This window comes from Mycobacterium sp. TY815, assembly GCF_030755135.1.
Classification (GTDB): Bacteria; Actinomycetota; Actinomycetes; order Mycobacteriales; family Mycobacteriaceae; genus Mycobacterium.
This window is the reverse complement of sequence record NZ_JAUFRX010000001.1, coordinates 2,008,997-2,033,553: the sequence shown is the minus strand read 5'-3', so window position 1 is coordinate 2,033,553 and position 24,557 is coordinate 2,008,997. Positions and strand designations below refer to the sequence as shown.

The 24,557-nt window shown below is 66.9% G+C and carries 24 protein-coding genes; 14 read left to right on the top strand and 10 right to left on the bottom strand.

What is annotated here, in order from left to right; translation table 11 throughout:
* Window positions 1–2: 2 nt before the first annotated feature.
* Window positions 3–674 (bottom strand): TrkA family potassium uptake protein, encoded by a 672-nt coding sequence (locus QXK92_RS08405; RefSeq protein ID WP_133435350.1) that lies wholly within the window; start codon window positions 672–674, stop codon window positions 3–5.
* A 133-nt stretch (window positions 675–807) separates the two neighbouring features.
* On the opposite strand from QXK92_RS08405, the gene QXK92_RS08400 reads away from it, so the two are divergent.
* The 7 genes from QXK92_RS08400 (at window position 808) to QXK92_RS08370 (ending at window position 7,133) form a co-directional block, all read left to right on the top strand.
* On the top strand, window positions 808–2,805 hold the full coding sequence (locus tag QXK92_RS08400) for an APC family permease (RefSeq protein WP_306241203.1): 1,998 nt from the start codon (window positions 808–810) through the stop codon (window positions 2,803–2,805).
* Window positions 2,802–3,995, top strand: coding sequence for a class I SAM-dependent RNA methyltransferase (locus QXK92_RS08395; RefSeq protein WP_306241201.1), 1,194 nt, complete (start codon window positions 2,802–2,804; stop codon window positions 3,993–3,995). The genes QXK92_RS08400 and QXK92_RS08395 overlap by 4 nt, the downstream gene beginning before the upstream one ends.
* Window positions 3,996–4,183: 188 nt before the next feature.
* Entirely contained in the window at window positions 4,184–4,612 is a 429-nt protein-coding gene (locus QXK92_RS08390; RefSeq protein WP_306241200.1) for a hypothetical protein, read from the top strand.
* On the top strand, window positions 4,612–4,887 hold the full coding sequence (locus tag QXK92_RS08385) for a WXG100 family type VII secretion target (RefSeq protein ID WP_306241199.1): 276 nt from the start codon (window positions 4,612–4,614) through the stop codon (window positions 4,885–4,887). Before QXK92_RS08390 ends, QXK92_RS08385 begins: the two co-directional genes overlap by 1 nt.
* Window positions 4,888–4,902: 15 nt before the next feature.
* Window positions 4,903–5,196: a WXG100 family type VII secretion target gene (locus QXK92_RS08380; RefSeq protein WP_306241198.1), complete on the top strand. Its 294-nt coding sequence runs from the start codon at window positions 4,903–4,905 to the stop codon at window positions 5,194–5,196.
* A gap of 3 nt (window positions 5,197–5,199) precedes the next feature.
* Complete coding sequence (locus tag QXK92_RS08375; RefSeq protein WP_306241197.1) at window positions 5,200–6,489, top strand: putative toxin; 1,290 nt, start codon at window positions 5,200–5,202, stop codon at window positions 6,487–6,489.
* Window positions 6,489–7,133, top strand: a complete 645-nt coding sequence (locus QXK92_RS08370; protein ID WP_306241196.1) for a hypothetical protein — start codon at window positions 6,489–6,491, stop codon at window positions 7,131–7,133. The genes QXK92_RS08375 and QXK92_RS08370 overlap by 1 nt, the downstream gene beginning before the upstream one ends.
* Window positions 7,134–7,159: 26 nt before the next feature.
* Here QXK92_RS08370 and QXK92_RS08365 read toward each other — a convergent pair whose 3' ends face one another.
* A complete protein-coding gene (locus tag QXK92_RS08365; RefSeq protein WP_306241195.1) occupies window positions 7,160–7,963 on the bottom strand; it encodes a hypothetical protein in 804 nt (267 codons plus the stop codon).
* Window positions 7,964–8,457: 494 nt separating this feature from the next.
* Here QXK92_RS08365 and QXK92_RS08360 point away from each other — a divergent pair, with 494 nt between their 5' ends.
* Window positions 8,458–9,921 carry a cation:proton antiporter gene (locus QXK92_RS08360; protein WP_306241194.1) on the top strand — a complete coding sequence of 488 codons (1,464 nt, stop codon included), beginning with the start codon at window positions 8,458–8,460 and terminating at the stop codon, window positions 9,919–9,921.
* A 49-nt stretch (window positions 9,922–9,970) separates the two neighbouring features.
* Window positions 9,971–11,887 (top strand): 1-deoxy-D-xylulose-5-phosphate synthase, encoded by a 1,917-nt coding sequence (gene dxs, locus QXK92_RS08355; RefSeq protein ID WP_306241193.1) that lies wholly within the window; start codon window positions 9,971–9,973, stop codon window positions 11,885–11,887.
* Here the strand turns inward: dxs and QXK92_RS08350 are convergent.
* Genes QXK92_RS08350 through QXK92_RS08340 form a run of 3 tightly spaced genes read right to left on the bottom strand, consistent with a single transcriptional unit; the run spans window position 11,884 to window position 14,641 of the window.
* A complete protein-coding gene (locus QXK92_RS08350; protein ID WP_306241192.1) occupies window positions 11,884–13,191 on the bottom strand; it encodes a ribonuclease D in 1,308 nt (435 codons plus the stop codon). The genes dxs and QXK92_RS08350 overlap by 4 nt on opposite strands.
* A gap of 1 nt (window position 13,192) precedes the next feature.
* Entirely contained in the window at window positions 13,193–13,777 is a 585-nt protein-coding gene (locus tag QXK92_RS08345; RefSeq protein WP_306241191.1) for a DUF3000 domain-containing protein, read from the bottom strand.
* A 57-nt stretch (window positions 13,778–13,834) separates the two neighbouring features.
* The gene (locus tag QXK92_RS08340) at window positions 13,835–14,641 is read right to left on the bottom strand and encodes an enoyl-CoA hydratase/isomerase family protein (protein WP_306241190.1); all 807 of its coding nucleotides are present in this window, start codon (window positions 14,639–14,641) and stop codon (window positions 13,835–13,837) included.
* 58 nt (window positions 14,642–14,699) lie between these two features.
* On the opposite strand from QXK92_RS08340, the gene hemE reads away from it, so the two are divergent.
* Genes hemE through QXK92_RS08320 form a run of 4 tightly spaced genes read left to right on the top strand, consistent with a single transcriptional unit; the run spans window position 14,700 to window position 18,545 of the window.
* A complete protein-coding gene (hemE, locus tag QXK92_RS08335; RefSeq protein WP_306241189.1) occupies window positions 14,700–15,764 on the top strand; it encodes a uroporphyrinogen decarboxylase in 1,065 nt (354 codons plus the stop codon).
* Window positions 15,761–17,095: a protoporphyrinogen oxidase gene (locus QXK92_RS08330; protein WP_306241188.1), complete on the top strand. Its 1,335-nt coding sequence runs from the start codon at window positions 15,761–15,763 to the stop codon at window positions 17,093–17,095. The genes hemE and QXK92_RS08330 overlap by 4 nt, the downstream gene beginning before the upstream one ends.
* Window positions 17,096–17,100: 5 nt before the next feature.
* Window positions 17,101–17,796, top strand: coding sequence for a hydrogen peroxide-dependent heme synthase (gene hemQ, locus QXK92_RS08325; RefSeq protein ID WP_306241187.1), 696 nt, complete (start codon window positions 17,101–17,103; stop codon window positions 17,794–17,796).
* Window positions 17,793–18,545, top strand: a complete 753-nt coding sequence (locus tag QXK92_RS08320; protein WP_306241186.1) for a class I SAM-dependent methyltransferase — start codon at window positions 17,793–17,795, stop codon at window positions 18,543–18,545. Before hemQ ends, QXK92_RS08320 begins: the two co-directional genes overlap by 4 nt.
* Before the next feature lie 199 nt (window positions 18,546–18,744).
* On the opposite strand, the gene msrB is transcribed toward QXK92_RS08320, so the two are convergent.
* The 4 genes from msrB to QXK92_RS08300 form a co-directional block, all read right to left on the bottom strand.
* Entirely contained in the window at window positions 18,745–19,164 is a 420-nt protein-coding gene (gene msrB, locus QXK92_RS08315) for a peptide-methionine (R)-S-oxide reductase MsrB (RefSeq protein WP_306241185.1), read from the bottom strand.
* A 9-nt stretch (window positions 19,165–19,173) separates the two neighbouring features.
* Entirely contained in the window at window positions 19,174–20,493 is a 1,320-nt protein-coding gene (gene aftC, locus QXK92_RS08310; protein ID WP_306241184.1) for an arabinofuranan 3-O-arabinosyltransferase, read from the bottom strand.
* An 88-nt stretch (window positions 20,494–20,581) separates the two neighbouring features.
* Complete coding sequence (locus tag QXK92_RS08305) at window positions 20,582–22,138, bottom strand: alpha/beta hydrolase (RefSeq protein WP_306241183.1); 1,557 nt, start codon at window positions 22,136–22,138, stop codon at window positions 20,582–20,584.
* 27 nt (window positions 22,139–22,165) lie between these two features.
* Complete coding sequence (locus QXK92_RS08300) at window positions 22,166–22,957, bottom strand: pyrimidine reductase family protein (RefSeq protein ID WP_306241182.1); 792 nt, start codon at window positions 22,955–22,957, stop codon at window positions 22,166–22,168.
* Here QXK92_RS08300 and zapE point away from each other — a divergent pair.
* Window positions 22,956–24,050 carry a cell division protein ZapE gene (gene zapE / locus QXK92_RS08295; RefSeq protein WP_306241181.1) on the top strand — a complete coding sequence of 365 codons (1,095 nt, stop codon included), beginning with the start codon at window positions 22,956–22,958 and terminating at the stop codon, window positions 24,048–24,050. The genes QXK92_RS08300 and zapE overlap by 2 nt on opposite strands.
* Here zapE and QXK92_RS08290 read toward each other — a convergent pair.
* Window positions 24,028–24,549, bottom strand: coding sequence for a GNAT family N-acetyltransferase (locus QXK92_RS08290; protein WP_371934541.1), 522 nt, complete (start codon window positions 24,547–24,549; stop codon window positions 24,028–24,030). The genes zapE and QXK92_RS08290 overlap by 23 nt on opposite strands.
* Window positions 24,550–24,557: the final 8 nt, after the last annotated feature.

Genomic DNA, 24,557 nt, shown 5'->3' with positions numbered 1-24,557 from the left:
TTTCACTTGTCCAAGTCCTCGCTCGGCGGCAAAGCCGCAATGGCCACGGCTTCGGCGGCGCGCCCGGAGATAGCGGCGACATAGACCTGATCGCCGGCCTGCAGCACGGTCTTGGGTTCGGGCAGGATGCCGGTCCCGAAGCGGATCAGGAATGCCACCCGGGCGCCGGTGGCCTGCTCCAAGTCGGTCGCGCGGTGTCCGACCCAGTCTTCGTGCAGCACCACCTGCGCGACCGCGACGGTACCCGTCGGATCTCGCCATTTCGCCGTCTCAGTCTCCTGAGTCAGGGCGTTGAGCAGGCGATCGGTGGTCCACGGGACGGTCGCGATCGTCGGGATGCCCAGGCGTTCGTAGACCTCGGCACGCTTGGCGTCATAGATTCGCGCGACCACGCGCCGCACGCCGAAGGTCTCGCGGGCCAGCCGCGCCGAGATGATGTTGGAGTTGTCGCCGGAGGACACCGCGGCGAATGCGTCGGCTCCCTCGATGCCGGCCCGCAGCAGCACGTCGCGGTCGAAACCCTGACCGAGCACCCGGTCGCCATCGAACTCCGGACTGAGCCGGTTGAACGCGGCGCTGTCGCGGTCGATGACCGACACGTCATGGCCGATTCGGTACAGTCCGTCTGCCACCGAAGAACCGACCCGGCCGCAACCCATCACAACCACCTTCACTCGGAGGTCCTTTCGGTTGTGTCCTGCGCGTCATTGTGATCGGCAACCTTCGCTGGCGGGCCGATTTCGGTCGTGAGAATTCTCGCCTACGGAACGCTACCGCTAAAGCCAGGTGGGCTTACTCTTGGCTCTCGTGTCCAAACTTTCAACCGCTGCGCGCCGGCTGCTGATCGGACGGCCGTTTCGCAGCGACCGGCTGGCCCACACGCTGCTGCCAAAGCGCATCGCGCTGCCGGTGTTCGCCTCCGACGCGCTGTCCTCGGTGGCCTATGCCCCTGAAGAGGTCTTCCTCATGCTGTCGATCGGCGGACTGGCGGCCTACGCGCTGGCGCCGTGGATCGGTCTGGCGGTGGCGGCGGTCATGTTGGTGGTGGTGGCCAGCTACCGGCAGAACGTGCACGCCTACCCCTCCGGCGGCGGTGACTATGAGGTGGTCACCACCAATCTCGGGCCCAACGCCGGCCTGACGGTGGCCAGTGCCCTGATGGTGGATTACGTTCTCACCGTTGCGGTTTCGACGGCGTCAGCGATGTCGAACATCGGCTCGGCGGTGCCGATCGTGGCCCACCACAAGGTGTGGTTCTGTGTGGCCGCGATCCTGCTGGTGACGGCGATGAATCTGCGCGGCGTGCGGGAATCCGGGCTGGCGTTCGCCATCCCCACCTACGGCTTCATCATCGGCGTCACGGCCATGATCGGCTGGGGCCTGTTCCGCATCTTCGTGTTGGGAAACCCGCTGCGGGCCGAGTCCGCCGGCTTCCACATGCATGCCGAGCACGGCAAGATCCTGGGCTTCGCGCTGGTTTTCCTGATGGCGCGGGCGTTCTCCTCGGGGTGCGCGGCGCTCACCGGTGTCGAGGCGATCAGCAACGGCGTGCCCGCATTCGAAAAGCCCAAGTCCAAGAACGCCGCCACCACCCTGCTGATGCTCGGCGCCATCGCGGTCACTCTGCTGATGGGCATCATCGTGCTGGCCAAGAAGATCGGCGTGCAGCTGGTCAGCGATCCGGCGACACAACTGGCCGGGGCCCCGGCCGGCTACTACCAGAAGACGCTGGTTACTCAACTGGCGGAAACGGTATTCGGCAACTTCCACATCGGTTTCGTGCTGATCACCGCCGTAACCGCCTTGATCTTGGTGCTGGCGGCCAACACCGCGTTCAACGGCTTCCCGGTGCTCGGTTCGGTGCTGGCCCAGCACAGCTACCTGCCCCGCCAGTTCCATACGCGCGGCGACCGATTGGCGTTCTCCAACGGAATCGCGTTCCTGTCCCTGTCTGCGCTGCTGGCGATCGTTGCGTTCCGTGCTGAACTGAGCGCCTTGATCCAGCTCTACATCGTCGGCGTGTTCATTTCCTTCACGCTGAGTCAGATTGGCATGGTGCGGCACTGGACCCGGCTGCTGCGCACCGAAACCGATCCGGCGGCGCGGCGGCGGATGCACCGTTCGCGGATCGTCAATACGATCGGGTTCCTCGCGACCGGCGCGGTGTTGTTGGTCGTCATGGTCACCAAATTCCTGGCCGGTGCCTGGATCGCTCTGGTCGCCATGACACTGCTGTTCGCACTGATGAAGCTGATCCGCCGGCATTACGACGGCGTCACCCGCGAATTGGCCGAGCAGGCCGCCGAGCACGGCGACGAAATAGTGCTGCCCAGTCGCAACCACGCTCTGGTGCTGGTGTCGAAGCTGCATCTGCCCACGCTGCGGGCCCTGGCCTATGCCCGCGCCACCCGGCCCGATGTGCTCGAGGCCGTCACGGTGAGCGTCGACGACGGCGAGACCCGCGAACTCAAGCACGAATGGGAAGAAAGCGACATCAGCGTCCCGTTGAAGGTGATCGCCTCCCCCTACCGTGAAATCACCCGTCCGGTACTCGATTACGTCAAACGGGTTAGCAAGGAATCGCCGCGCACGGTGGTGACGGTGTTCATCCCGGAGTACGTGGTGGGTCGCTGGTGGGAACAGTTGTTGCACAACCAGAGTGCGCTGCGGCTCAAAGGGCGTCTGCTGTTCATGCCGGGCGTCATGGTCACCTCGGTGCCCTGGCAGCTGACGTCCTCGGAACGGATCAAGACGCTGCAGCCGCGTGTCGCACCCGGGGACGCCCGACGGGGCATATTCGATTGAACCTCGAATCCGCCGGCGGGGAACTGACTTTGGTCACCGGCGCCCCCGCGAACGGCGGCAGTTGCATTGCGCATCACGAGGGCCGCGTGGTCTTCGTCCGCTATGCGCTGCCCGGCGAACGGGTGCGGGCCCGGGTGACGGCCGATCGCGGATCTTATTGGCACGCAGAGGTTATCGAGGTTCTCGAGGCGTCCGAGAGCCGCACGGACTCGTTATGCCCGATCGCCGGTGTGGACGGCGCCGGATGCTGCGACCTGGCTTTCGCCGCGCCGGCGGCGGCACGCGACCTCAAGGCGCAGGTGGTGTCGAATCAGCTGGACCGTCTCGGCGGACACAGCTGGACGGGCGCGGCCGAAGCGCTCTCCGCCGGGTCGACCGGGTGGCGAACCCGGGTTCGCCTCGACGTCGGATCCGACGGGCGCCCCGGATTTCATCGCTACCACAGCGACCAGTTGGTCACCGATCTGCGCTGCGGCCAGTTGCCGGTGGGGATGCTCGACGGGCTGTCCGGGGCCGACTGGCCGGCCGGCGCCCACGTGCACGTCGTCGTCGACGACGACGGTGAGCGTCATGTGCTGCGTACGGTGCGACACGGCAAACGCGCGGTGTCGCAGGTGATCGAAGGTGACTACCACGCCGTGCAGCGGGTCGGTGCACGCAGCTGGCGCGTACCGGTGACGGCGTTCTGGCAGTCACATCGCGAGGGCGCCCGCGTCTACAGCGACTTGGTCGCCGACTGGGCACAACCCGCGTCCGGTGCGACGGCATGGGACCTCTATGGCGGTGCCGGAGTGTTCGCCGCGGTGCTCGGCGCCGCGGTGGGGGAGGCGGGCCGGGTGCTTTCGGTCGACACCGCGCGTGGGGCGACGGGAGCGGCGCGTGCCGCCTTGGCTGACCTGCCGCAGGTCGAGGTTGTCACTGATTCGGTGCGCCGCGCGCTGACAGCGCAGGACAGCTGCGCCGACGTTGCGGTGCTCGACCCGCCGCGCACCGGCGCCGGCCGCGAAGTGGTCGATCTGCTGGCCGCTGCCGGCGTGCCGAGGGTGGTTCACATCGGTTGTGAGGCGGCGTCTTTCGCCCGTGACATCGGCTTGTACCGGGGGCACGGCTACGCCGTCGAGAAGATCCGGGTGTTCGATGCGTTCCCGCTGACCCATCACGTCGAGTGCGTGGCGCTGTTGACCCGTTAGGGGGTGGCAGACGGGGTGACGCATGAATTGGCGCCGAAATGTACGTCAGCCCGTTGTTAGGATTTGCCCTACACGGGGACGTGAGCTGACGGCAGTGGGGTCAGCGCGCAGGCACATGGAGGGGACGCCGGGCCGGGCCGGCCGGTACGGTTCGGAGGCCCGCGCGAGAAGACCAGAGCGGAGATCGAATGAGTGTGTCGTGGCGGGAAACGGCCAGCGACGATTGTCAGGCTGACTTCGATGCGCTGCTGGATGAGTGTATCGGCATCGCAGCGAACAACCTGGTACGCAACTGGGGGTTGGACCCGACCGCAATCGCGGTCGACGCAAGAGGCGGCAAGTCGGTCGTGATGGCTGAGGATTCACACGGCCTGTCCAGCCGCGAGGAATTGGTGAACTCCCTGCGGAGTTCGGCGTCGGCAATCAGATCGTTCGCCATTGTCAGCAGAGTCAGCGATGACTCCGCGGACACGTTGATCGAGATTCACCTCGAGCACCGCGACATCGCCATTCAGATGGTTTTCCCCTACGAGATCCCGGACAGCGCCACCTTCGATCTCGGCACGCCCCGCTCAGCGGTCGCGGACCATCGGCTGTTCACCCGCGAGTACCGCTGATGAGCAGGCCCCTGTTCGTCGATCCGGGTGCAGCACTGCATGCGGGCGCCGTTGCGCGCGAACAGTCGGAGGCGGTGACCGCGTACCTCAGGTCCGTCGACCAGGATGTCGAAGACCTCGTGGCTACCTGGAAAGGCGATGCCGCGATGGCCTATTCGGATGCTTGGCGCGAGCTTTTGCCGTTGCTGCAGTCGATGGCCGCGGAGCTTGATCGCCTCGGCGAGCACGTCAGCCGCAGCACTGCCGCCTTCGTCGAGTCAGACCTGGTCGAGTGACGGCAGGGGGTTCCGGTGGTCGAGTATTCCGTCGATCTCAAGCTGCTGCAGGAGACAACTGACAGGATCGAACGCCTCGTGCGCGATATCACGACGGCGATCGAGACAGTGCATAGCGACGTCGCTGCTCCATGCCAGGAGGCACTCATGGGGCAGACGGGCGATGCGTTCCAGGACAGGCACGCTCAATGGTCCGAGCTGATTACGCGTGCCAACGGTGAAATGGCGGAGATGCGGGCTGCGGCTCAGCGAGCACATGACAACTATTCGGCCGCGAAGTCGGCAAACCGCGCCATGCTCGGGCGGTAGTTCGTGGTCGACAGGATCAACACCCAGAGTTACTTTGACGGCGCGACCGCACTTTTCGACGTCGCCCAGGCGCTGCAGCGCGCGCAGGCCACCCTCGCCGAGGATCTTGCCGGCACCGAAGGCATGGCGGGGAAGGACGAGCGCGGCAAAGAATTCGGCGAGGCCTACGACGAGCAAGCCAGTCGGATCGAAATGTTCGGCCGCGATCTTGCGGCCGCGGTGCAAAACTACGGTCGCGTGCTGCGTCAAGCGGGTATAAATCACGCCGACGCGGAGGCCGATTCGAATATCAACGGTGGCGCCCCGATGCCCCCGCCCGCCGATCCCGGCGAGCTTCTCGCCTCGTGCGTCAACATTCCGCGAGCCAGCGGTGGTAGCAGCGACGGATTGATGGAGAACATCGGTCTGCTCGAAGAGATCGGCATCCCCGTTCCCGACGGCGATACGGAGAAACTGAAAAAAGCAGAGAACGCCTGGGCCCGACTCGGATCAGGTCAGTCGATGAACTTCGCCGACAAGGTCAATGCGATTTCATCGAAGTTCGACGAACTCAACGGCGACGAGGTCGATATCATCGTCGAGGATCTGGAGGAACTTGGTTCGCTCGTCCAAGACTACACAAGCCTCGCCAACTCGCTCAGAGATGCATGCGCCAACCACTTCGAATATCTCACTGAATTACGCAACGAACTTGACGATATTCTACAATCACTTGCGATCGACCTTGCCGTTACTGCCGCGATAGGCATTCTTTCGTCATTCGTATCCTTCGGAGCTGGTGCTGCAGTAGCAGGTGGGAAGGCCGCCGCTACGATCGCGCGGTATGCCATGAAAATCAGAGACGTCATCCAGGCGGTCAAGAGACTGAAGGCGTTTAAGAAGATATCAGAGTTCTTTGCCGGGTCTCGCGCGTCAAGCCAGAATGAGAAGCTCATCAGATTTCTTCAGATGCAGCTGAAGAGTGCCCGGACGCAGGGCATGAAAAACAACCTCAAAGGTCGGATCGGTGAGCTGAAAGCCGGGATCGATCCCAATGTTCCAAAGACGGAGATTGTTATCAACGGGCGAACAAGAATACCTGATAGAATCGATCCGATATCCCGAGAACTTACCGAAGTAAAGAATGTAAATTCCGTGGGTAAAACGAAACAAATCGAGGACATGTTGGCTTATGCTAGTCAAAGAGGCTATACCATGACTTTGGTAGTCGATACGCGTACCGCAATTTCGGGACCCCTTCAGCAGCTGGTCAACAGTGGTCAACTGCGCCTTATCAGAATGGCGTTGAACTAATGCCTGCACCAGCGCAATGGATACGGGCGCATGAACGGCTCAGTCACGACATTGCTAAAGCTGCCAAAAAGGCAGGACTGCCGTTTCGCACCATCACAGATCTCATCAATACCGACAAACGGTATCCGGAGTTGCTACCCGTCCTGATCGACTGGCTCCAGAACGTCGAGGCAAAAAGCGGGCTTACTACTCCAGCCGAGCTGCACGATTTCCGAGAAGCTCTCTACCGGTCGTTGACCACGATCGACGCGATGGGCACCGAAGCAGTGCCACTCTTGTTCGACAGCTTCTATCTGCAGCCACCCGCCCCCCCGATCATCCTGGCAACGATCGGGACTGCACTGAAGTATCTCGCGGCGCCGACCGACTACCCGCGGATGCGCCAATTGGCGGTCGACCGCACGTTGGGCTACGGACGAGCACAGATCTTCGAGTGGTTGCTGCGCGCCGACCCCGACGATGGGTTGTCGGTGGCCCTCAGTGAACTCGACGACCCGTCGGTCCGGCCGTACATCCTGCGGTCGCTGCGGGTCATCAAGCATCTACCGGCGTCCCTGCGTCCGCACATCGAGCCACTTCTCGAGGACCCTGACAGCGAAGTGCGACTGCAGGCGAAGCGGACCCTGGCGAAAGTTGGCAAGTAAATAGCCTCAGCAGTGAGCGAACTGCCTCAGGTAAGGCCGCGGCGTCGTCGAAGGATTGCCACATCGGCAGCGATGAGATCGTCGATTCGAGCCCGCAGGCTTTGTGCCGTCACGGGTACTGCCCGGCTGCGATCCGGTGTGTACACATAGTCTCCGTCTCCCGTGATCCGCACCAAGACCACAACGCCGCGCGCCCAGTCCACCCCGCGGACCGCCGAAGGTTCAGCACGGGACTGCACGGTTGCCATCAGCGTCACGTCGTCGAAGTCGGAAATTGTGGTGGTGCTTCGCACATTCGGCCGCTCGCGGATGTTCACATCGGCGTAGCTTTCGTCCTCTGAACCGCCTGCCCACCCGAGGTCGCGGTCGCCGAAGTTCGCCAGAAAGCCTGGTATGCAGATGGCCGAACGCCTCCCCGGCTGGGTGAGCCCGGTCAAACCTGCGGTCGCCGCTCCAATATCCAACGGCGAAAGGCTGTACACGTCAACGACTTCAGCGGTCGGACGCTGTACCGCGACAAAGCCGGCTTCACCTGCTCGGTGGGCAACCAGCCGGACAGGGGGAATCGCGGGCGCGAACGGCTTGAGCCGGCACTCAACCCAGATGTCAGCTTCCTTGTACGTCTCCGCCCATTGACGAAGGTGCCGGAAGTCGGCATCCATTCGCGCGGTGAAGGGCACCGTCGCCTGTTCGAGCTCGCCCCAGTACGGCTCCCTTTCCGTGCGCCACAGCGGGTACGGCACACCGTCGCCAGACTCGGCGCACATACCGATAAGGTCGTTCAACGCAACGCTGCCAACACGTTTCAGGGAAACCGTCTGCGTGGCCACCAGCAGAACGATACTGTCCCGACGCAGGGCTCTGCCGCGATCGTCGATCTGTAGGTTGTCCTGACAGCTCCTGGCGAATGCGGTGCGCGGGGTCGTCCTAACCTCATCGGTGTGCGAAGTGCTCTGTGCAGCAGTCGTTTTTACATCAAACCTGTAGCGCGCCAGCGGCACAGGGCTGCTGCGCCACATCCCGCAGTCCGCGGCTGTGATCGAAGCTCAAGCAAAAGGTGCTACCGCAGCCCGCTGATATACTCCGTCGCGGTGTGCCGGGAAGTCTGGTCGGCGACGCTTGTGTCGACCGATCGAAAGGCGTAGGTGCCTACCACCGAAGAACGGTCCGTGCGGGTGGTCAGTGTTGGCCGCATCCACGGAGCGCTGGTGCCGGAATGTGCTACCGGCCGGCGCCTTAACACCGAAGGTTCCGCTGCCGGACGGCCGCAGCACATCGCCGCTAACGTACCGGCTGTGAATCGTGAGGGTCAGAGGCGGCTCCGATGAACGAGAGCGCCCGCTACGCACTGATCGTCTTGTTCTCCAGTGGCGTCGGATTGATCGCTGTGCTGGCGAACCGTCTGACCGAGCGGGTGAAAATTCCGGTGCCCCTGCTCGTTCTGGTGGGCGCAGCGGTGACGGTACACGCGGTGCCGGTGGTGCAGCCGCCGGCCGAGCGGACCGTGGAGCGGGTGCTGACCATCGCGCTGGTGTTGGTGCTGTTCGACGGCGGCATGCATATCGGCCCCGCGCGCTTCCGCGCGGCGACGGCCCCGATTCTGTCGGTCGGCGTCCTCGGGACCGCGCTCACCGCGGCCGGGGCGACGCTGATGCTGCATTACGCGTGTGGAATCGATTGGTACGCCGCGGTTCTGGTGGCTACCGCGGTGGCGCCCACTGATCCGGCCGTGGTCTTCTCGGTGTTGGGCAAGCGCGAGATCTCCGGTCGCAGCAGCACCATCCTGGAAGGCGAGTCCGGCGCGAACGACCCGGTGGGCATCTCCCTGATGGCGAGCCTGATCGCCGCCGGTGGCCTCAGCGCCGCGGGCTTCGCCGGCGTGGGAACCCAATTCGTCCTTCAGATGGCTGTCGGCGGGGCCGTCGGTCTCATCGGCGGGCGCGCCCTGCTCGTCTTCATGCGCCGCGTCGCCCTGCCCAGCGAAGGTCTCTACCCGCTGCGAACCCTGGCGTGCGCGCTGATGCTGTACGGCATCGCCACACTGGCCCACGGCTCGGGATTCTTGGCGGTGTTCGTCGCGGGCATCGTGATCGGGGACGCGCGCGCCCCGTACAAGCCCGAGATCAAGCGGTTCCATGCTGCACTGGCGGGACTGGCCGAGATCATCGCCTTCACGGTGCTGGGGCTGACCGTCGACCTCCGGGTACTCACCCACCCGGACGTGTGGATTCCCGGGCTGGTGCTGGGGGTGGGCCTGACCGCGTTGATCCGGCCGCTGGCGGTGGGCGCGTGCCTGGTGCCGGTGCGACTGGAGCGCAACGAACGCAGTTTCATCCTGTTCGCCGGCCTCAAGGGTGCGGTGCCGATCCTGCTCGGGGAATTCCTGCGCGCCGCGCACATCCCCGAAGCCGAGCGGCTGTACGGCATCGTTGTCGTCGTCGTCATCTTCTCGGTACTGGTGCAGGGCAGCGCGGTGCCCGGAGTCGCGAGGCTGTTGCGGTTGCCGATGCGGACGGTTGAGACGCAGCCCTGGGAGATCGGTGTCCGGCTCGCGGACGAGCCGCACGGAGTCCACCGCTTCACCGTCGCTCCGGGCTCCACAGCCCAGGGATGCACCGTCGAGGGGCTCAGTGACCAGGTCGGCGACATTTGGGTGAGCATCGTCGTGCGCACCACCGGCCTGGTGCCGGTGCGCGGCGATACCGAACTGCAGGCCGGCGACGAGGTCGTCGTCCTGGCAGATCCCGAATTGCACGACACGCTCGCCGAACTGTTCGGAGCCGCCTAGACCGGCCGCTCACCCTGCTCCGGTTGCGCGCGCTGCGTAGACTGGCCAGATGCTGGAACAGATCCGCGGGCCCGCCGATCTGCAGCACCTTTCGCAACAGCAACTCCGGGACTTGGCCCAAGAGATCCGCGAGTTTCTGATCCATAAGGTTGCTGCCACCGGAGGACACCTTGGCCCCAACCTCGGTGTCGTCGAACTGACCCTCGCGTTGCACCGGGTGTTCGATTCACCGCACGACCCGATCATCTTCGACACCGGCCACCAGGCCTACGTCCACAAGATGCTGACCGGCCGCGCCCAGGACTTCGAGACCCTGCGCAAGAAGGGCGGCCTGTCGGGATATCCGTCCCGGTCCGAGAGCGAACACGACTGGGTCGAATCCAGCCATGCCAGCGCGGCGCTGTCGTACGCCGACGGCCTGGCCAAGGCGTTCGAACTCACCGGACACCGCAACCGGCACGTGGTGGCGGTGGTCGGCGACGGCGCGCTCACCGGCGGCATGTGCTGGGAGGCGCTGAACAACATCGCCGGTTCCCGCCGTCCGGTGATCATCGTCGTCAACGACAACGGGCGCAGCTACGCGCCGACGATCGGGGGCGTGGCCGATCACCTGGCCACCCTGCGGTTGCAGCCGGCCTACGAGCGGTTGCTCGAGCGCGGACGCAACGCGATGCAGGCGGTGCCGGTGGTCGGTGACGTGGCCTACCACTTCATGCACAGCGTGAAGGCCGGCATCAAGGACTCGCTGTCCCCGCAGCTGCTGTTCACCGATCTCGGCCTGAAATACGTCGGCCCGGTCGACGGTCACGACGAGCGGGCGGTAGAAGTGGCGCTGCGCAGCGCCCGTGGTTTCGGCGCCCCGGTGATCGTGCACGTCGTCACGCGCAAGGGCATGGGGTACGGCCCGGCCGAGGCCGACGTAGCCGAGCAGATGCACTCCACCGTGCCGATCGACCCCGTCACCGGGGTGGCGACCAAGGTGGCGGGCCCGGGTTGGACGTCGACGTTCGCCGAGGCACTGATCGATGTGGGCCGCAAGCGCCGCGACATCGTGGCCATCACCGCGGCGATGCCCGGGCCGACCGGCCTGTCGGCCTTCGGGGAAGCGTTCCCGGACCGGTTGTTCGACGTCGGCATCGCCGAGCAGCACGCGATGACGTCGGCGGCCGGGCTGGCCATGGGCGGCATGCACCCGGTGGTCGCGATCTATTCGACGTTCCTGAATCGGGCGTTCGACCAGATCATGATGGATGTGGCGCTGCACAAACTGCCGGTCACCATGGTCCTCGACCGCGCCGGCGTCACCGGCAACGACGGCCCCAGCCACAACGGCATGTGGGACCTGTCGATTCTGGGTGTGGTGCCGGGCATGCGGGTGGCCGCCCCGCGCGACGCCACCCGGTTGCGGGAGGAACTCGGCGAGGCGCTCGACGTCAGTGACGGGCCGACGGCCCTGCGTTTCCCCAAAGGTGATGTGGGCGAAGACATTCCGGCCCTCGAACGGCGCGACGGGGTGGACGTGCTGGCGGTGCCGGCGGACGGCCTGAACAACGACGTGCTGCTGGTGGCGGTCGGTGCGTTCGCGTCGATGGCGCTCGCCGTAGCCAAGCGCTTGCTCGACCAGGGGATCGGTGTGACGGTGATCGACCCGCGCTGGGTGTTGCCGGTTCCCGACGTGCTGCGCGACATGGCCTCTCAGCACAAGCTGCTGGTCACGCTGGAGGACAACGGAGTGGCCGGCGGTGTCGGTTCGGCGGTGTCGGCGGCGCTGCGTGCCGTGGATATCGATATCCCGTGCCGCGATGTCGGCCTGCCGCAGGAGTTCTACGACCACGCGTCGCGCGGTGAGGTGCTGGCCGACCTGGGGCTCACCGACCAGGATGTAGCCCGTCGCATCACGGGTTGGGTTGCCGCACTGGGCACTTCGCCGGTCGAACAGTCCGCGATCAGCGAGCAGCTGGACTAGTCGGCTCCGGAGCCGGCCTGCGGGGCCCGCGTCACCGCAGCGGCCAGCACGGGGACGACGAGCTCGCGCTGCCAGGGCCGCGCCTGCCCGGCGTGCAGGTACTCCTCGGCAACGGCGACGGCGTCGTCGCCCGCCGCGGCGAGGCTCTCCCAGTCCCAGCACAGCCGGCGCACGAGGTCCGGCGAGACCAGGTTCTCGGTCGGGATACTCACCCGCTCCGACAATCCGGCCAGCGCTGCGCGGGCGACTTCCAGTCGCGCGGCGGCGTCAGGCTTGCGGCGGCTCCACCGCGCGGGCGGTGGCGGTCCGGCGGACTGCTCCGCGACGTCCGGCAGATCGTGATTCTGCCGGGCCGCCTCCAACGCCGCCAACCACATCGGCGCACTGCGGCGCTGATTGCGGCCACCGAACACCGGTAACGCCACCAGTTCGTCGACGGACTTCGGGTCGGCCAACGCGGCGTCGATGATGGCCGAATCCGGCAGGATCCGGCGCGGCGCGATGTCACGCCGCTGGGCGATCCGGTCGCGGGTGGTCCACAACTCGCGGACCGCGGCCAGCGCCCGGCGATCGTGCACCTTGTGGATGCCCGAGGTGCGGCGCCAGCGGTCACGCCGGGTGGGCGCGGCGGACAGCCGCTCCTCGGATGTCCGCAGATGTTCGAATTCCTGTGCGGCCCAATCGGTTTTGCCTTGCTCGGCGAGCACCTGAGCGATCGCGTGGCGCAACTCGATGAGCAGTTCCACGTCCAGTGCGGCGTAGTTGAGCCAGGCCGACGGCAGCGGGCGTTTGGACCAGTCGGCGGCGCCGTGTCCTTTGGCCAGGCCCTGGCCCAGTAACCGTTCGACCATGGTCGCCAGGTTGACCCGATCGAATCCGGCCAGGCGGCCGGCCAATTCGGTGTCATACAGCGCCGGCGGCCGCATGCCGACCTCGGCCAGGCAGGGCAGGTCCTGGTCGGCGGAGTGCAGAATCCATTCGTCTTGGCCGAGCACCTCGGCCACCGGTTGCAGGACGTCGAGCGGATCACCGCCGTGACTGACCGGGTCGATCAGCACGGTGCCGGCGCCGGACCGGCGAATCTGGATCAGATAGGCGCGGTTGGAATAGCGGAACCCCGAGGCCCGTTCGGCATCCACGGCGAAGGGGCCGTGGCCCCGGTCGAGCTGTTCGGCGGCCGCGGCGATGTCGCTGGCGTACACGGACAGATTCGGCATGCCGTCGGCCGGGTGCAAGAGCAGCGGAACTTCGGGCTCCGTGCTGCCCGGCGGATCGGTCTCCGCCGGAGACGGGTCGGGGCACATGTCAGGCGCGTGACCGTGAACTCAGGTCGGTGACACCGGCCGGCGGCAGACCCGCGGCGTGCTCGAGAACGTCGCAGAACGCCTGGACGTGGCTGCCCACATCCGGGGTGGTGGCAGTCCACGATGCGCGCAGCTCCAGCTGGTGGGCGCGCGGAGGACCGGAGATGTCGCCGTAACGCACCGACGTAGTGGCGGTGACCGTCCCGCCCAGCGCGGTCATGTGTTTGGTGTGCGAGTCCAGCGCCTCGGACAGCCAACTCCACGCGACTTCCGGCAGCAGGGGATCAATGGCCTCGTGGGAGTCCAGGTCCGCCTGGATGTAGGCGACCAGGCGGATGGTGCCGTCCCAGGCATCGGAGCCCTCGGGGTCGTACAGCAGGATGAGCCGGCCGAACGCGTCACCTTCGGATCGCTCGGGAACGATTTCCAGGTCCGGGTGCTTGACCTCGGCGCCCAGCGCATAGCTGAACGGCGCCAGGCGCTGGGGTGGGCGAATCGGGCCCAGCTCGATCTCGGGCCGCACGGTGACACCGTTCATCGCCGCGACCGCTTCGCGGAATGGCTCGGGTTCGACCGCTGATGTCATGAATTTCGACGGTAGACCCATCGGTCGACACGCGCGCACAGGCGCGCCGAATCGGGCTCAGCTCGACGGACGGCTGTCAAACCGGGCCGGGCGCTTCTCGCGGTGCGCGGCCAACCCTTCCTGCACGTCAGGGCCGCTGAAGCCGATGAATTCCAGGCCGAGTGAGGTCTCGAAGGCCGGGGCGAACATGCGATACCAGTGGTTGAGGCTGTGCTTGGTCCAGCGGATCGCCTGCTGCGCGCCGGCGGCCAGATTTTCCGCCAGCTTGGTGGCGGTGGCCAGCACGTCGTCGTCATCGACGCAGGTCGACACCAGGCCGATCCGTTCGGCCTCTTCGCCGGAGAGCGTCTCGCAGGTCAGCAGGTAGTACTTGGCCTTGGCCATGCCGACCAGCAGCGGCCAGCAGATCGCCGCATGGTCCCCGGCGGCCACGCCCAGCTTGGTGTGCCCGTCGATGATCTTCGCCGTCCGCCCCGCCACCGAGATGTCAGCCAGCAGCGCCACCACCAGGCCGGCGCCGACGGCGGGGCCCCTGATCGCCGACACCACCGGCTTGTCGAAGTTGACCAGGTTGAGCACCAGGTCGCGGGCCTCACGCATGATGCGGATCCGGCCCTCGTAGTCACCGATCGTCTCGTCGATCAGGTCGAAGCTGCCGCCGGAGGAGAACGCCTTGCCTTCGCCTCGGACCAGGACGACGTTGACGTTGGGATCGCGGTTGATCACCGGCCAGACGTCGGCGAGGTCGCGGTGCATCTGTGGTCCGACCGAGTTCAGCCCGGGGGCGTCGAGCACCAGGTTGAGGATTCCGTTGTCGCCGGGTTCGCAGCGCAGGCTGGGGAAGTCGTCATAGGTTGCGGGCATCCCGGCTGATGTTACGCAGCGGTGGCGGCGGCGTTCGCTTCTGGCAGCATTGAGCGCGATGAACACAACCCGTCGCGACCTCCCCTCGTCGCCGTATCTGGCCGCGGTCGCCGGCCGCAAACCCACCCGGGTGCCGGTGTGGTTCATGCGGCAGGCCGGCCGTTCGCTGCCCGAGTACCGGGCGCTGCGCAAACAGCACAGCATGCTGGCCGCGTGCTTCGAGCCGGACGTGGCCTGCGAGATCACCCTGCAGCCGGTCCGGCGTTACGGCGTGGACGCCGCAATTCTGTTCTCCGACATCGTGGTGCCGCTGCGCGCCGCGGGAGTGGATCTGGACATCGTCCCCGACGTGGGGCCGGTGATCGCCGATCCGATCCGCACCGCGGCCGATGTCGACGCCATGAAACCCCTTGACATGCAAGCGGTTCAACCGGTGCTGGACACCGTCGGCCTGCTGGTGGCCGCGCTGGGTGACGTACCGCTGATCGGGTTCGCCGGGGCGCCGTTCACGCTGGCCTCATACCTGGTCGAGGGCGGGCCGAGCCGCAATCACGCCCGCACCAAGGCGATGATGCTGGCAGAGACGGACACCTGGCACGCGCTGCTGACGAAACTGACCGACCTCACCATCGCGTTCCTGCGCGGCCAGATCGAGGCCGGGGTGGACGCGATCCAGATGTTCGACTCGTGGGCCGGAACGCTGTCGCTGGCGGACTACCGCCGGTATGTGCTGCCGCACAGCTCCCGGGTTTTCGCCACCCTGGCCGAGCACGGCGTGCCGATGACGCATTTCGGTGTCGGGACCGCCGAGTTGCTGGGCGCCATGTCGGAGGCCGTGCAACCCGGGCGTGCGCGCGTCGTCGGTGTCGACTGGCGGACCTCGTTGACCGACGCCGCGAGCCGGGTCGTTCCCGGCACGGCGCTACAGGGCAACCTCGACCCGGTGGTGGTGCTGGCCGGCTGGGATGTGGCCCAGCGTGCTGCGCGCGCGGTCGTCGACGACGGACGTCGCGCCGTCGACGCGGGAGCGGCGGGTCACGTCTTCAACCTCGGACACGGCGTGCTGCCGGAAACCGACCCCGGTGTGCTGACCGAACTGGTGGCGCTGGTCCAATCGTTATGACCCGCTCGTATTGCGTTGTAGGCGGCGGCATTTCGGGTCTTACGGCAGCGTACCGGCTGCGCGCCGCGGTCGGCGACGACGCCACCATCACGCTGTTCGAGCCGGCCGACCGACTCGGCGGCATCCTGCGCACCGACGTGGTGGGCGGCCAGCGCATGGACCTGGGGGCCGAGGCGTTCGTGGCGCGCCGGCCCGAGATGCCGGCGCTGCTGGCCGAGCTGGGGCTGTCGGACCTGCAGCGCGCAACCACGGGGGTGCGGCCACTGATCTACAGCGGCCGGCGGTTGCACGCCCTGCCGTCGGACACCGTGGCCGGGATTCCGTCATCGGCCGCGTCGGTGAGCGGGCTGGTCGACGACGAGACGCTGGCCCGCATCGAAGCGGAACCGCAGCGGCCGCTGCACTGGACACCCGGCAGCGATCCCGCAGTGGGCGAGTTGGTGGCAGACCGGTTCGGGGAGCAGGTGGTGGACCGCTCGGTGGAGCCGTTGCTGGCCGGGGTCTACGCGGGCTCCGCGGCGACGATCGGGTTGCGGGCGGCAGTGCCCACCGTGGCCGCAGCCCTGGACCGCGGCGCCACCAGCCTCACCGATGCGGTCCTGCATTGCCTGCCGCCGGCCGGCGGGGGAGCGGTGTTCGGGTCGTTGCAGGGCGGCTACCAGGTGCTGCTCGACGAACTCGTGGCACGCAGCCGAATCCGTTGGGTGCGCACGGGGATCCGCAGTCTGGAACCCGGCTGGACCCTGCACGACGAGACCGGCGCCGGCTGGGCCGCGGACGCCGTGATCCTCGCCGTCCCGGCGGCACAGCTGGCCCGCCTGGTGCAGACGATCGCGCCGCGCACGGCTGCGGCCGCGGGCCGGATCATGACCGCCTCGGCGGCGGTGGTGGCCCTGGCGGTGCCGGGCGACACGGCCTTCCCGCAGTCCTCCGGCGTGCTGGTGGCCAGCGGAGAGCCCTTGCACGCCAAGGCGATAACCCTGTCGTCGCGCAAATGGGGCGGCGGTGGCGACGTGCAGTTGTTGCGGCTGTCGTATGGACGGTTCGGTGATGACATCGCCGCGGCCACCCCTGACGACGAGCTGCTGGCCTGGGCCCGCCAGGACATCGCCGACGTGTTCGGGCTGACCGTGGAACCGATCGACGCGCGCGTGCAGCGCTGGCTCGATGCGATGCCGCAGTACGGGCCGGGGCACGCGGACCTTATCGCCGAGCTGCGGGCGGGTTTGCCGCCGACGCTGGCCGTGGCGGGCAGCTACCTCGACGGGATCGGTGTGCCGGCCTGCGTCGGGGCGGCCGGGCGGGCGGTCACCGGCCTGGTGGCACCATAGGAGTCATGGCACGCCTCGACTTCGACGCCCTCAACGCAACCATTCGCTACCTGATGTTTTCGGTGTTCTCCGTGCGGCCCGGTGAGCTGGGCGATCAGCGCGACGCCATCATCGACGAGACCGCCACCTTCCTCAAGCAGCAGGAAGAGGGCGGCGTGGTGGTGCGCGGCCTTTACGACGTGGCTGGGCTGCGCGCCGACGCCGACTTCATGATCTGGACCCACGCCGAACGGATCGAGGCGTTGCAGGCGACGTATGCCGACTTCCGCCGCACCACCACGCTGGGCCGTGCCTGCGCACCGGTGTGGAGCAGTGTGGCGCTGCACCGGCCGGCCGAATTCAACAAGAGCCACATCCCGGCGTTCCTCGCGGGCGAGGAGCCGGGGAACTACATCTGCGTGTATCCCTTTGTGCGGTCCTATGAGTGGTATCTGCTGCCGGATGACGAACGGCGCCGGATGCTCGCCGAGCACGGGATGGCCGCGCGCGAGTACAAGGACGTGCGCGCCAACACCGTGCCGGCCTTCGCGCTGGGCGACTACGAGTGGCTCTTGGCGTTCGAGGCGCCCGAGTTGTACCGGATCGTCGACCTGATGCGGGAACTGCGCGCCACCGACGCTCGCCGGCACACCCGCGAGGAGACGCCGTTCTTCACCGGCCCCCGGGTGGGAGTCGAGCAGTTGGTGAACGCGCTGCCGTGAGTGCCCCTTTCGATTCCACCGACCCGGCCCGCTTCGAAGAGAGCTACCGCGACGAACGCGTCGTGCGCGGCCTGCCCGCCGCAACGCCATGGGACATCGGCGGCCCGCAGCCCGTCGTGCAGCAACTCGTCGCTGTGGGTGCCGTGCGGGGGGAGGTGCTCGACCCCGGAACGGGGCCCGGCCACCACGCGATTTACTATGCCTCGCAAGGCCTTTCGGCGACGGGCATTGATGGGTCGGCCACCGCGATCGAACGGGCCCGTGACAACGCGGCGAAGGCCGGGGTGACTGTCGATTTCCAGGTCGCCGACGCCACCAAGCTGGAAGGTTTGGACGGCCGCTTCGACACCGTCGTGGATTGCGCGTTCTTTCACACCTTCATCACCGCGCCGGAACTGCAGAAGTCCTACGTGCAAGCGCTGCACCGCGCAACCCGGCCGGGGGCGCGGTTGTTCATGTACGAGTTCGGCGTGGGCGAGGTCAACGGATTCACGATGTTGCGGTCGGTGTCCGCCGATGACTTCCGGGAGATCCTGCCGTTGGGCGGTTGGGAGATCACCTATATGGGCCCGACCACCTATCTGATCAACGTGAGCCCCGAATCGATCGCGTTGCTCGCCGCGCGCAATCCCGACATGGCCGAAGAGGTGGAGTCGATGCTCGCGCAGTACCGGGCGATGGAGCCGTGGCTGGCCGGTGGGCGGGTGCACGCGCCGTTCTGGGAAGTGCACGCGACCCGCGTGGATTGATCGGGTTGCCGAGCTCGGCCGCGGAGTGTGGCCGCCGCGTCGGCTCGGCGAGTGTGAATTCGGCGCCGCGACAAGCCGACGAAGCGTCGCCCAATTCACAGTCGGCGCGGCGATGTGGGCGGGGCGGCGCGGCGATGTGGGCGGGGCGGCGCGGCGATGTGGGCGGCGCGGCGCGGCGATGTGGGCGACGCGGCGGGTGTCAGCCCTCGTCCGGCACCAGCGTCAGCGAAATCGAGTTGATGCAATACCGCAAGTCGGTCGGCGTCGGGTAGCCCTCGCCGGCGAACACGTGGCCCAGATGACTGTGGCAGTTCGCGCACAGCACCTCGGTGCGGGTGGTGCCCATCGAATGGTCGGGACGCAGCACCACCGCCTCGGAGCTCGACGGGTCGAAGAACGACGGCCACCCGCAGTGCGACTCGAATTTTTCTGTGCTGCGGAACAATTCGGCACCGCAGGCCCGGCAGTTGTACACACCTCTGGTCTTGGTGTCGGTGTATTTTCCGACGAACGGGCGCTCGGTGCCGGCACGCCGCAGCACCTCGAACTCCTGCGGGTTGAGTTTCTTGCGCCACTCGTCGTCGGAGAGTTGCAGTTTCGGTCGCGCGAGTTCAGTCATCGCTTCTCCTCAATCGCTTGGCGGTCCCTCTCCCACGCTAGCTCGCTCACGCTCGGCGAGCAGCCACGGCGGATCGATCCCGTCCTCGAGCCTGTTCTCCGCCTTGGCATCCAGGAACCGGAAGTACAGCACCGTGAACGTCACGATCAGCACCAGAGACCAACCGTAGGTGATCTTCAGGTATTCCAGCGCCCGTCCCCATCGCATCCAGTTGAAGAGCAGCCAGCGGTCCAGCGTCATGAAACCGTAGATGCCCAGCCACGCCGGCCAGTTGCGGATCACCGAGTTGGGCAGCACGACGGTCATCAGGAACGGGAACAGCATCATCGAGTAGTAGCCCTGGGCCAGCGACATCACCAGCCACGACCACAGCATCAGCACCCCGGAGGACGTGGTGAACCAGAACAGCGGGTCGCGGGTGCGGTAGTACCGGTACAGCAGCCACAGGGCGCCGATAGCGATCGCGGTGAACAGCAGCCGCAGCGCGATGATCAGCCAGAAGGGCAGGCCGAAATAGACCCCATTGCCCTCGATCGAGCTGTTGAAGTAGTCGCGGGTGCCCAGGATGTAGGGCACCGTGCGGGTGAAGAAGTCCATCGGGTGCGGCACCAGCGGCAGCGCGGCAAGGTTGGCGGCCAGCGGCACCAGGAACGCCATCACCAGCGCCCGCCACTGGCGGTTGAGCAACGGCAGCAACAACAGCGGTCCCAGCAACGGTTTGAGCACCAGTGTCAGCCCGATGGCCAGGCCCGCCCACCACTGACGGCTGGACCGGCCATCGAGCAGCCACCGCAGGAAAAGCACTTCCAGCAGCAGGATGCAGCCGTTGATGTTGGTGAAAACGAGTGTGTTGGTGACGGTCTCGGTGCAGAACATGGCCAGGATCAGCGCCGGTGCGGCCACCGAGGACAGCGTGAAGTGGAACATCCGCAGCAGCAGGTAGGCAGCGACCAGGATGGCGACGGTGTTGATGGAAATGAACAGATAGCGCGACGGCGCGAACGGCAGATAGCCGAAGGGTGCCATCAGCAGCGTGCCGCCGGGCGGATACAGGTAGTGCGGGTCGACGTAGTCGAAGTGCTCGTTGTAGATGTCCCAGCCATGCCGGAAATTCAGCACCGCCCGGTACACCGGCTTGAAATCGTCGGTGATGTTGCCGTTGGTGGTGAGCACGATGCTGCGGTGGAGCACCGACAGAATGGCCGCCGGCCATAGGACCGCTCGCAGCACCGATGCGGTGGTCGATGGGCCGGGACGGAATGCGGCCTGCACTGATGCGCGTAAGCCGGTTCTGGTCGAGTCAGCTGCCGTCACCAGCGCACCGTACACCGGCGTCGCGTTCGCCCGGCCGTGCAGGGGCCGGGGAGAAGCCGGACAAATCGGCTTCTGGGTGGGCGCCAGGCGGTCTGGGCGCTGATTACGCCGGACAGTAGGTGTCGGTGCCGGGCAGCCTTCCGGTGTCCAGATAGCCGACCAGCGGAGGAACCGCGCACGACGAATAGATGCTGGCGCCGTGACCGATGCCCTGCCACATCACCCGCTTGCTGGCGGCGTTCGCGTTGATGACGGTGGCCGCCGTCGCCGCGACGCCCTCGTTGCCCGCGATCGGGTCGTTCTGCACGCCGAGCAGCAGCACGTCGATCTTGAGTTCTTTCGGCGCCTGGGGGGTCGAGCCGGTGGGCCAGTGCACGCACTTGACCAGATTCAGGGCGGCGACGGCACCGAACTGCGGGTAGAGCTTGCCCCAGGCGACCACCAGCTCGCGCACCCGGTCCGGGGTGGGCCGGTTCAGCGCGTCGCTGCAGCGGTTGACGAACTGGCCGTCACTGTCCCGGATACTTTCGGCGCGGTTGACGAGGTTGTTCAGTGGGTTCTCGTCACCGGAACGGGCTGCCGCCAGCGCGTTCGCCAGCTCCACGGTGGTGTTGACCCGGTCGCCGGTGGGAAATCCGAGGGCGGTGCTGATCGCGTTGGCGATCGAGGCGACCGACGCGCGCACACCCTTGCTGGTCCTGGCGTCGGCGAGCAACGCACTGACCGCGCCCTTGGGGTCGGGACCCAGAGCGCAGTTCACCGCCACGCACTGCGCCGCGAAGGCGTCCAACGCGGCCTGCTGGCCCTTGACCTGTTGTTCGGCCGCGGCCTCAGCGCTGGCGCCGATGGCGACGGGCGAGTCGAGGATCAGTCTGGCCACCTTGTCGGGACGGGAGCCGGCGTAGGTCAGCGCGAGCTGCGCGCCGTTGCCGATACCGACGAGCGCGACCGACGGTACGTCCCACAGGTTGCGCAGGCGCTCGATGTCGGAGGCCGCGTGCGCGTTGTCGTAGGCGGAATCGCCGGGCGCGATGGCGTCGGTGCAATTGGTGGTGGCGGTGTTGGAGATTTCGGAAAGGTTGGCCACCGGGTCGTCACCGGTCTCGAACTGGGCCTGATCGCGCATGTTGTCGCGGTCGAGCCGGTCGCGGCAGTCGATGGGACTCGACGTACCCATGCCGCGGCGGTCGATGGCCACGATCGGGTGAGCGTCCAGCACGTCGGTGCCGGCGCGGGACAACCAGACCGGAAGTTGGGTGGAAGACGCGATGTCGGTGCCGGTCGTGAAGACCAGCGGTCCCGCGTCCTTGGGTGTCTTGGGGGAGCGGGCGCGGACCACGCCGATGCTCACCGACCCCGACCCGCCGTTGACCGGGTCCAGGTCTGCGTCGAATGTGGCGCAGTCCAGCTTGACGCCAGGTGCGGCGGGGACGCCCGCGTCGGCGTTGACTTTCGACGTGCAGTCGCGCCAGGACAGGTCGTTCTTCGGTGCCGCGATGGGCGGCGGACCGCTCGGTGGTGGTTTCGTGGTGACGGCGCCTTGCGGGCGGGCGCCGGAATTGGTGGCGAAGCGCGGGTCGGCGCCGAATACCGGGACGCAGCCGGCCAGCACTGTGGTCACTGCCAGCAGGATCGTGGCGGACGTGAGGTGCCGACGCATGCCGACCACAGTAGCGGGAACCGCCGACTACTCCTTGACGTAGCGCGTGTAGAGATAGCCGGCGTCATCGGTGAGGACGTGGGAGCAGCGCATCCGCGTCGTCACCTGCCCGGGTCCCGAGGCGATCCGGTGCGCCTCGCCACCGACCACCAGCGGCGCGATGGTCAGGCACAACTCGTCAAGCAGGTCGGCCTCGATGAACGCGCCGAGCAACGTCGGGCCACCCTCGGTCAGCACGTGGCGCAGGTTCCGGTCGGCCAGCGCGGTCACCAGGACGGACACGTCGACCTCGGCGGGATCGTCGCCCGAGCAGTCGATCACCTCGGCGCCCAGCCCGACGAGGTGACGCCGGGTGTCGTCGGCGGCGGCCGTGCAGGTCAGGATCAGCGGCGGCACCTCGGTGCGAGTGAACACCGCGAGATCGCGGTCCAGATGACCGGATTTGGTGACGATGGCCAGCGGCGGGATCTCGCTCTGGCCGCGCGCCTGCCGTTGTTGGCGCTGCCCCACGCTCAGCTGCGCACCCGAGTAACCCTCCGAGCGCACCGTGCCCGCCCCGACCACGATCACGTCGGCGAGTTCGCGCAGCACCACGAAAACGGCCCGGTCGCCGGGCCCCGCCAGTGCGCCGGACAGCCCCTCGACGGTGGCGCCGCCGTCCAGGCTGGTGATGAAGTTCGCCCGTACCCGGGCTGCCCCTTCCGGATAGGCATAGAGCTGGGGTAATTCGGCGTGGTCGAGTTGGCGTTGGGACCCGAGCAGATTCAGTGACGTCTCAGCGGCCAGACCGGATGCGATACCGGCCTCGAAGTCGGACATGTGCTCGATTGCAGCACGTCGCTACAGTGCCACCATGCACGGGTCCACCTCTTCGGCCGCGGTGGGTCACTTGGTGGACCGGCGTCCGGCGGTGTCACCGGAGCGGTTGATCGCCCAGTTGCGGCCGCCGCCGACATTCGCGGAGGTGAGCTTCGCCAGCTACCGGCCCGATCCGGCCGAGCCGACTCAGTCCGCGGCCGTGGTGGCGTGTCAGGAGTTCTGCCGGCAGGCGCAGGAGCGACGGGCCGGGCGCAAGAAGCTATTCGGCCGGCGCGAGGTCCTGCCCGGGGTCGGGCTTTATCTGGATGGCGGGTTCGGGGTGGGCAAGACGCACCTGCTGGCATCCGCGTACTACCAGTTGCCTGGCAGCGGACCGGGCACCGACGACAGTCCCAAGGCGTTCGCCACTTTCGGTGAGCTGACCCAACTGGCCGGGGTGTTCGGGTTCGTCGAGTGCATCGACCTGTTGGCCGGCTACACCGCGGTCTGCATCGACGAGTTCGAATTGGACGATCCGGGCAACACCACGCTGATCTCGCGGATGTTGTCGTCATTGGTCGAACGGGGCGTGTCGGTCGCCGCGACCTCCAACACGCTGCCCGAGCAACTCGGTGAGGGCCGCTTCGCGGCTCAGGACTTTCTGCGTGAAATCAACACGCTGGCAAGCATTTTCACTACAGTTCGGATCGAGGGCCCGGACTACCGGCACCGGGATCTGCCGCCCGCGCCGCCGCCGCTGAGCGATGAGGAGGTCGCCGCCCGCGCCATCGGCGTTGCCGGGGCGACGCTCGATGATTTCGATGCGCTGTGCGCGCATCTGGCGACCATGCACCCGTCGCGCTACCTGACCCTGATCGAAGGCGTGACAGCGGTATTCGTCACCGGTGTGCACGCGCTGGACGACCAGAACGTGGCGCTGCGGCTGGTGGCGCTGACCGACCGGCTCTACGACGCCGGCATCCCGGTGGTGGCTTCCGGTGCGAAGCTGGACACCATCTTCAGCGAGGAGATGCTGTCGGGGGGCTACCGGAAGAAGTACCTGCGGGCCACCTCGCGGCTGCTCGCATTGACTACCCGACCTCCCGGATCATGATGTAGTCATCCTCCAGGTGGGGGCCCAGCTGGAAGGTGCGGGTGCCACTGACCGCGAAGCCGTTCTTCGCGTAAAAGCGTTGCGCGCGTTGATTCTTCTGGTTCACACCCAGCCAGACCTGGCGTGCTCCCCAGGCGGCGGCGCGGGCGAGTGCGGCCGTCATCAATGCAGCGGCGACCCCGGTGCCGTGGAAGTCGCTGAGCGTGTAGAGCTTTGACAGTTCCACGGGCTCACCCGGTGCTGAGCGAACCAGCATCGCGTAGCCGACGATCCGGCCGTTACGGCGGGCGGCCAGAATCGCGCGCTGCGGGTCGGTCAGGTATTCGGCGAACCGGTTCGGGGACAGGTACGCGTCGACGAACGCGGCGACGTGCTCGGGCGCCACCGAAGCCGGGCATGCCAACGGAAATGTCTGGGCCGCAAGGGTGGCGAGCTGGTCGGCATCCGCGGCAACGGCGGCGGCTACGCTATCCGGATCGTCGTAACGAGCTTCGTGCAGATCGTCGC

Bases quoted from the DNA above. Each gene is read 5' to 3' on its own strand.
- QXK92_RS08390 (WP_306241200.1), top strand. From the start codon at position 4,184: ATGAGTGTGTCGTGGCGGGAAACGGCCAGCGACGATTGTCAGGCTGAC.
- QXK92_RS08385 (WP_306241199.1), top strand. From the start codon at position 4,612: ATGAGCAGGCCCCTGTTCGTCGATCCGGGTGCAGCACTGCATGCGGGC.
- QXK92_RS08370 (WP_306241196.1), top strand. From the start codon at position 6,489: ATGCCTGCACCAGCGCAATGGATACGGGCGCATGAACGGCTCAGTCAC.
- QXK92_RS08360 (WP_306241194.1), top strand. From the start codon at position 8,458: ATGAACGAGAGCGCCCGCTACGCACTGATCGTCTTGTTCTCCAGTGGC.
- dxs (WP_306241193.1), top strand. From the start codon at position 9,971: ATGCTGGAACAGATCCGCGGGCCCGCCGATCTGCAGCACCTTTCGCAA.
- QXK92_RS08350 (WP_306241192.1), bottom strand. From the start codon at position 13,191: ATGTGCCCCGACCCGTCTCCGGCGGAGACCGATCCGCCGGGCAGCACG.
- QXK92_RS08345 (WP_306241191.1), bottom strand. From the start codon at position 13,777: ATGACATCAGCGGTCGAACCCGAGCCATTCCGCGAAGCGGTCGCGGCG.
- QXK92_RS08340 (WP_306241190.1), bottom strand. From the start codon at position 14,641: ATGCCCGCAACCTATGACGACTTCCCCAGCCTGCGCTGCGAACCCGGC.
- hemE (WP_306241189.1), top strand. From the start codon at position 14,700: ATGAACACAACCCGTCGCGACCTCCCCTCGTCGCCGTATCTGGCCGCG.
- QXK92_RS08330 (WP_306241188.1), top strand. From the start codon at position 15,761: ATGACCCGCTCGTATTGCGTTGTAGGCGGCGGCATTTCGGGTCTTACG.
- hemQ (WP_306241187.1), top strand. From the start codon at position 17,101: ATGGCACGCCTCGACTTCGACGCCCTCAACGCAACCATTCGCTACCTG.
- msrB (WP_306241185.1), bottom strand. From the start codon at position 19,164: ATGACTGAACTCGCGCGACCGAAACTGCAACTCTCCGACGACGAGTGG.
- QXK92_RS08305 (WP_306241183.1), bottom strand. From the start codon at position 22,138: ATGCGTCGGCACCTCACGTCCGCCACGATCCTGCTGGCAGTGACCACA.
- zapE (WP_306241181.1), top strand. From the start codon at position 22,956: ATGTGCTCGATTGCAGCACGTCGCTACAGTGCCACCATGCACGGGTCC.
- QXK92_RS08300 (WP_306241182.1), bottom strand. From the start codon at position 22,957: ATGTCCGACTTCGAGGCCGGTATCGCATCCGGTCTGGCCGCTGAGACG.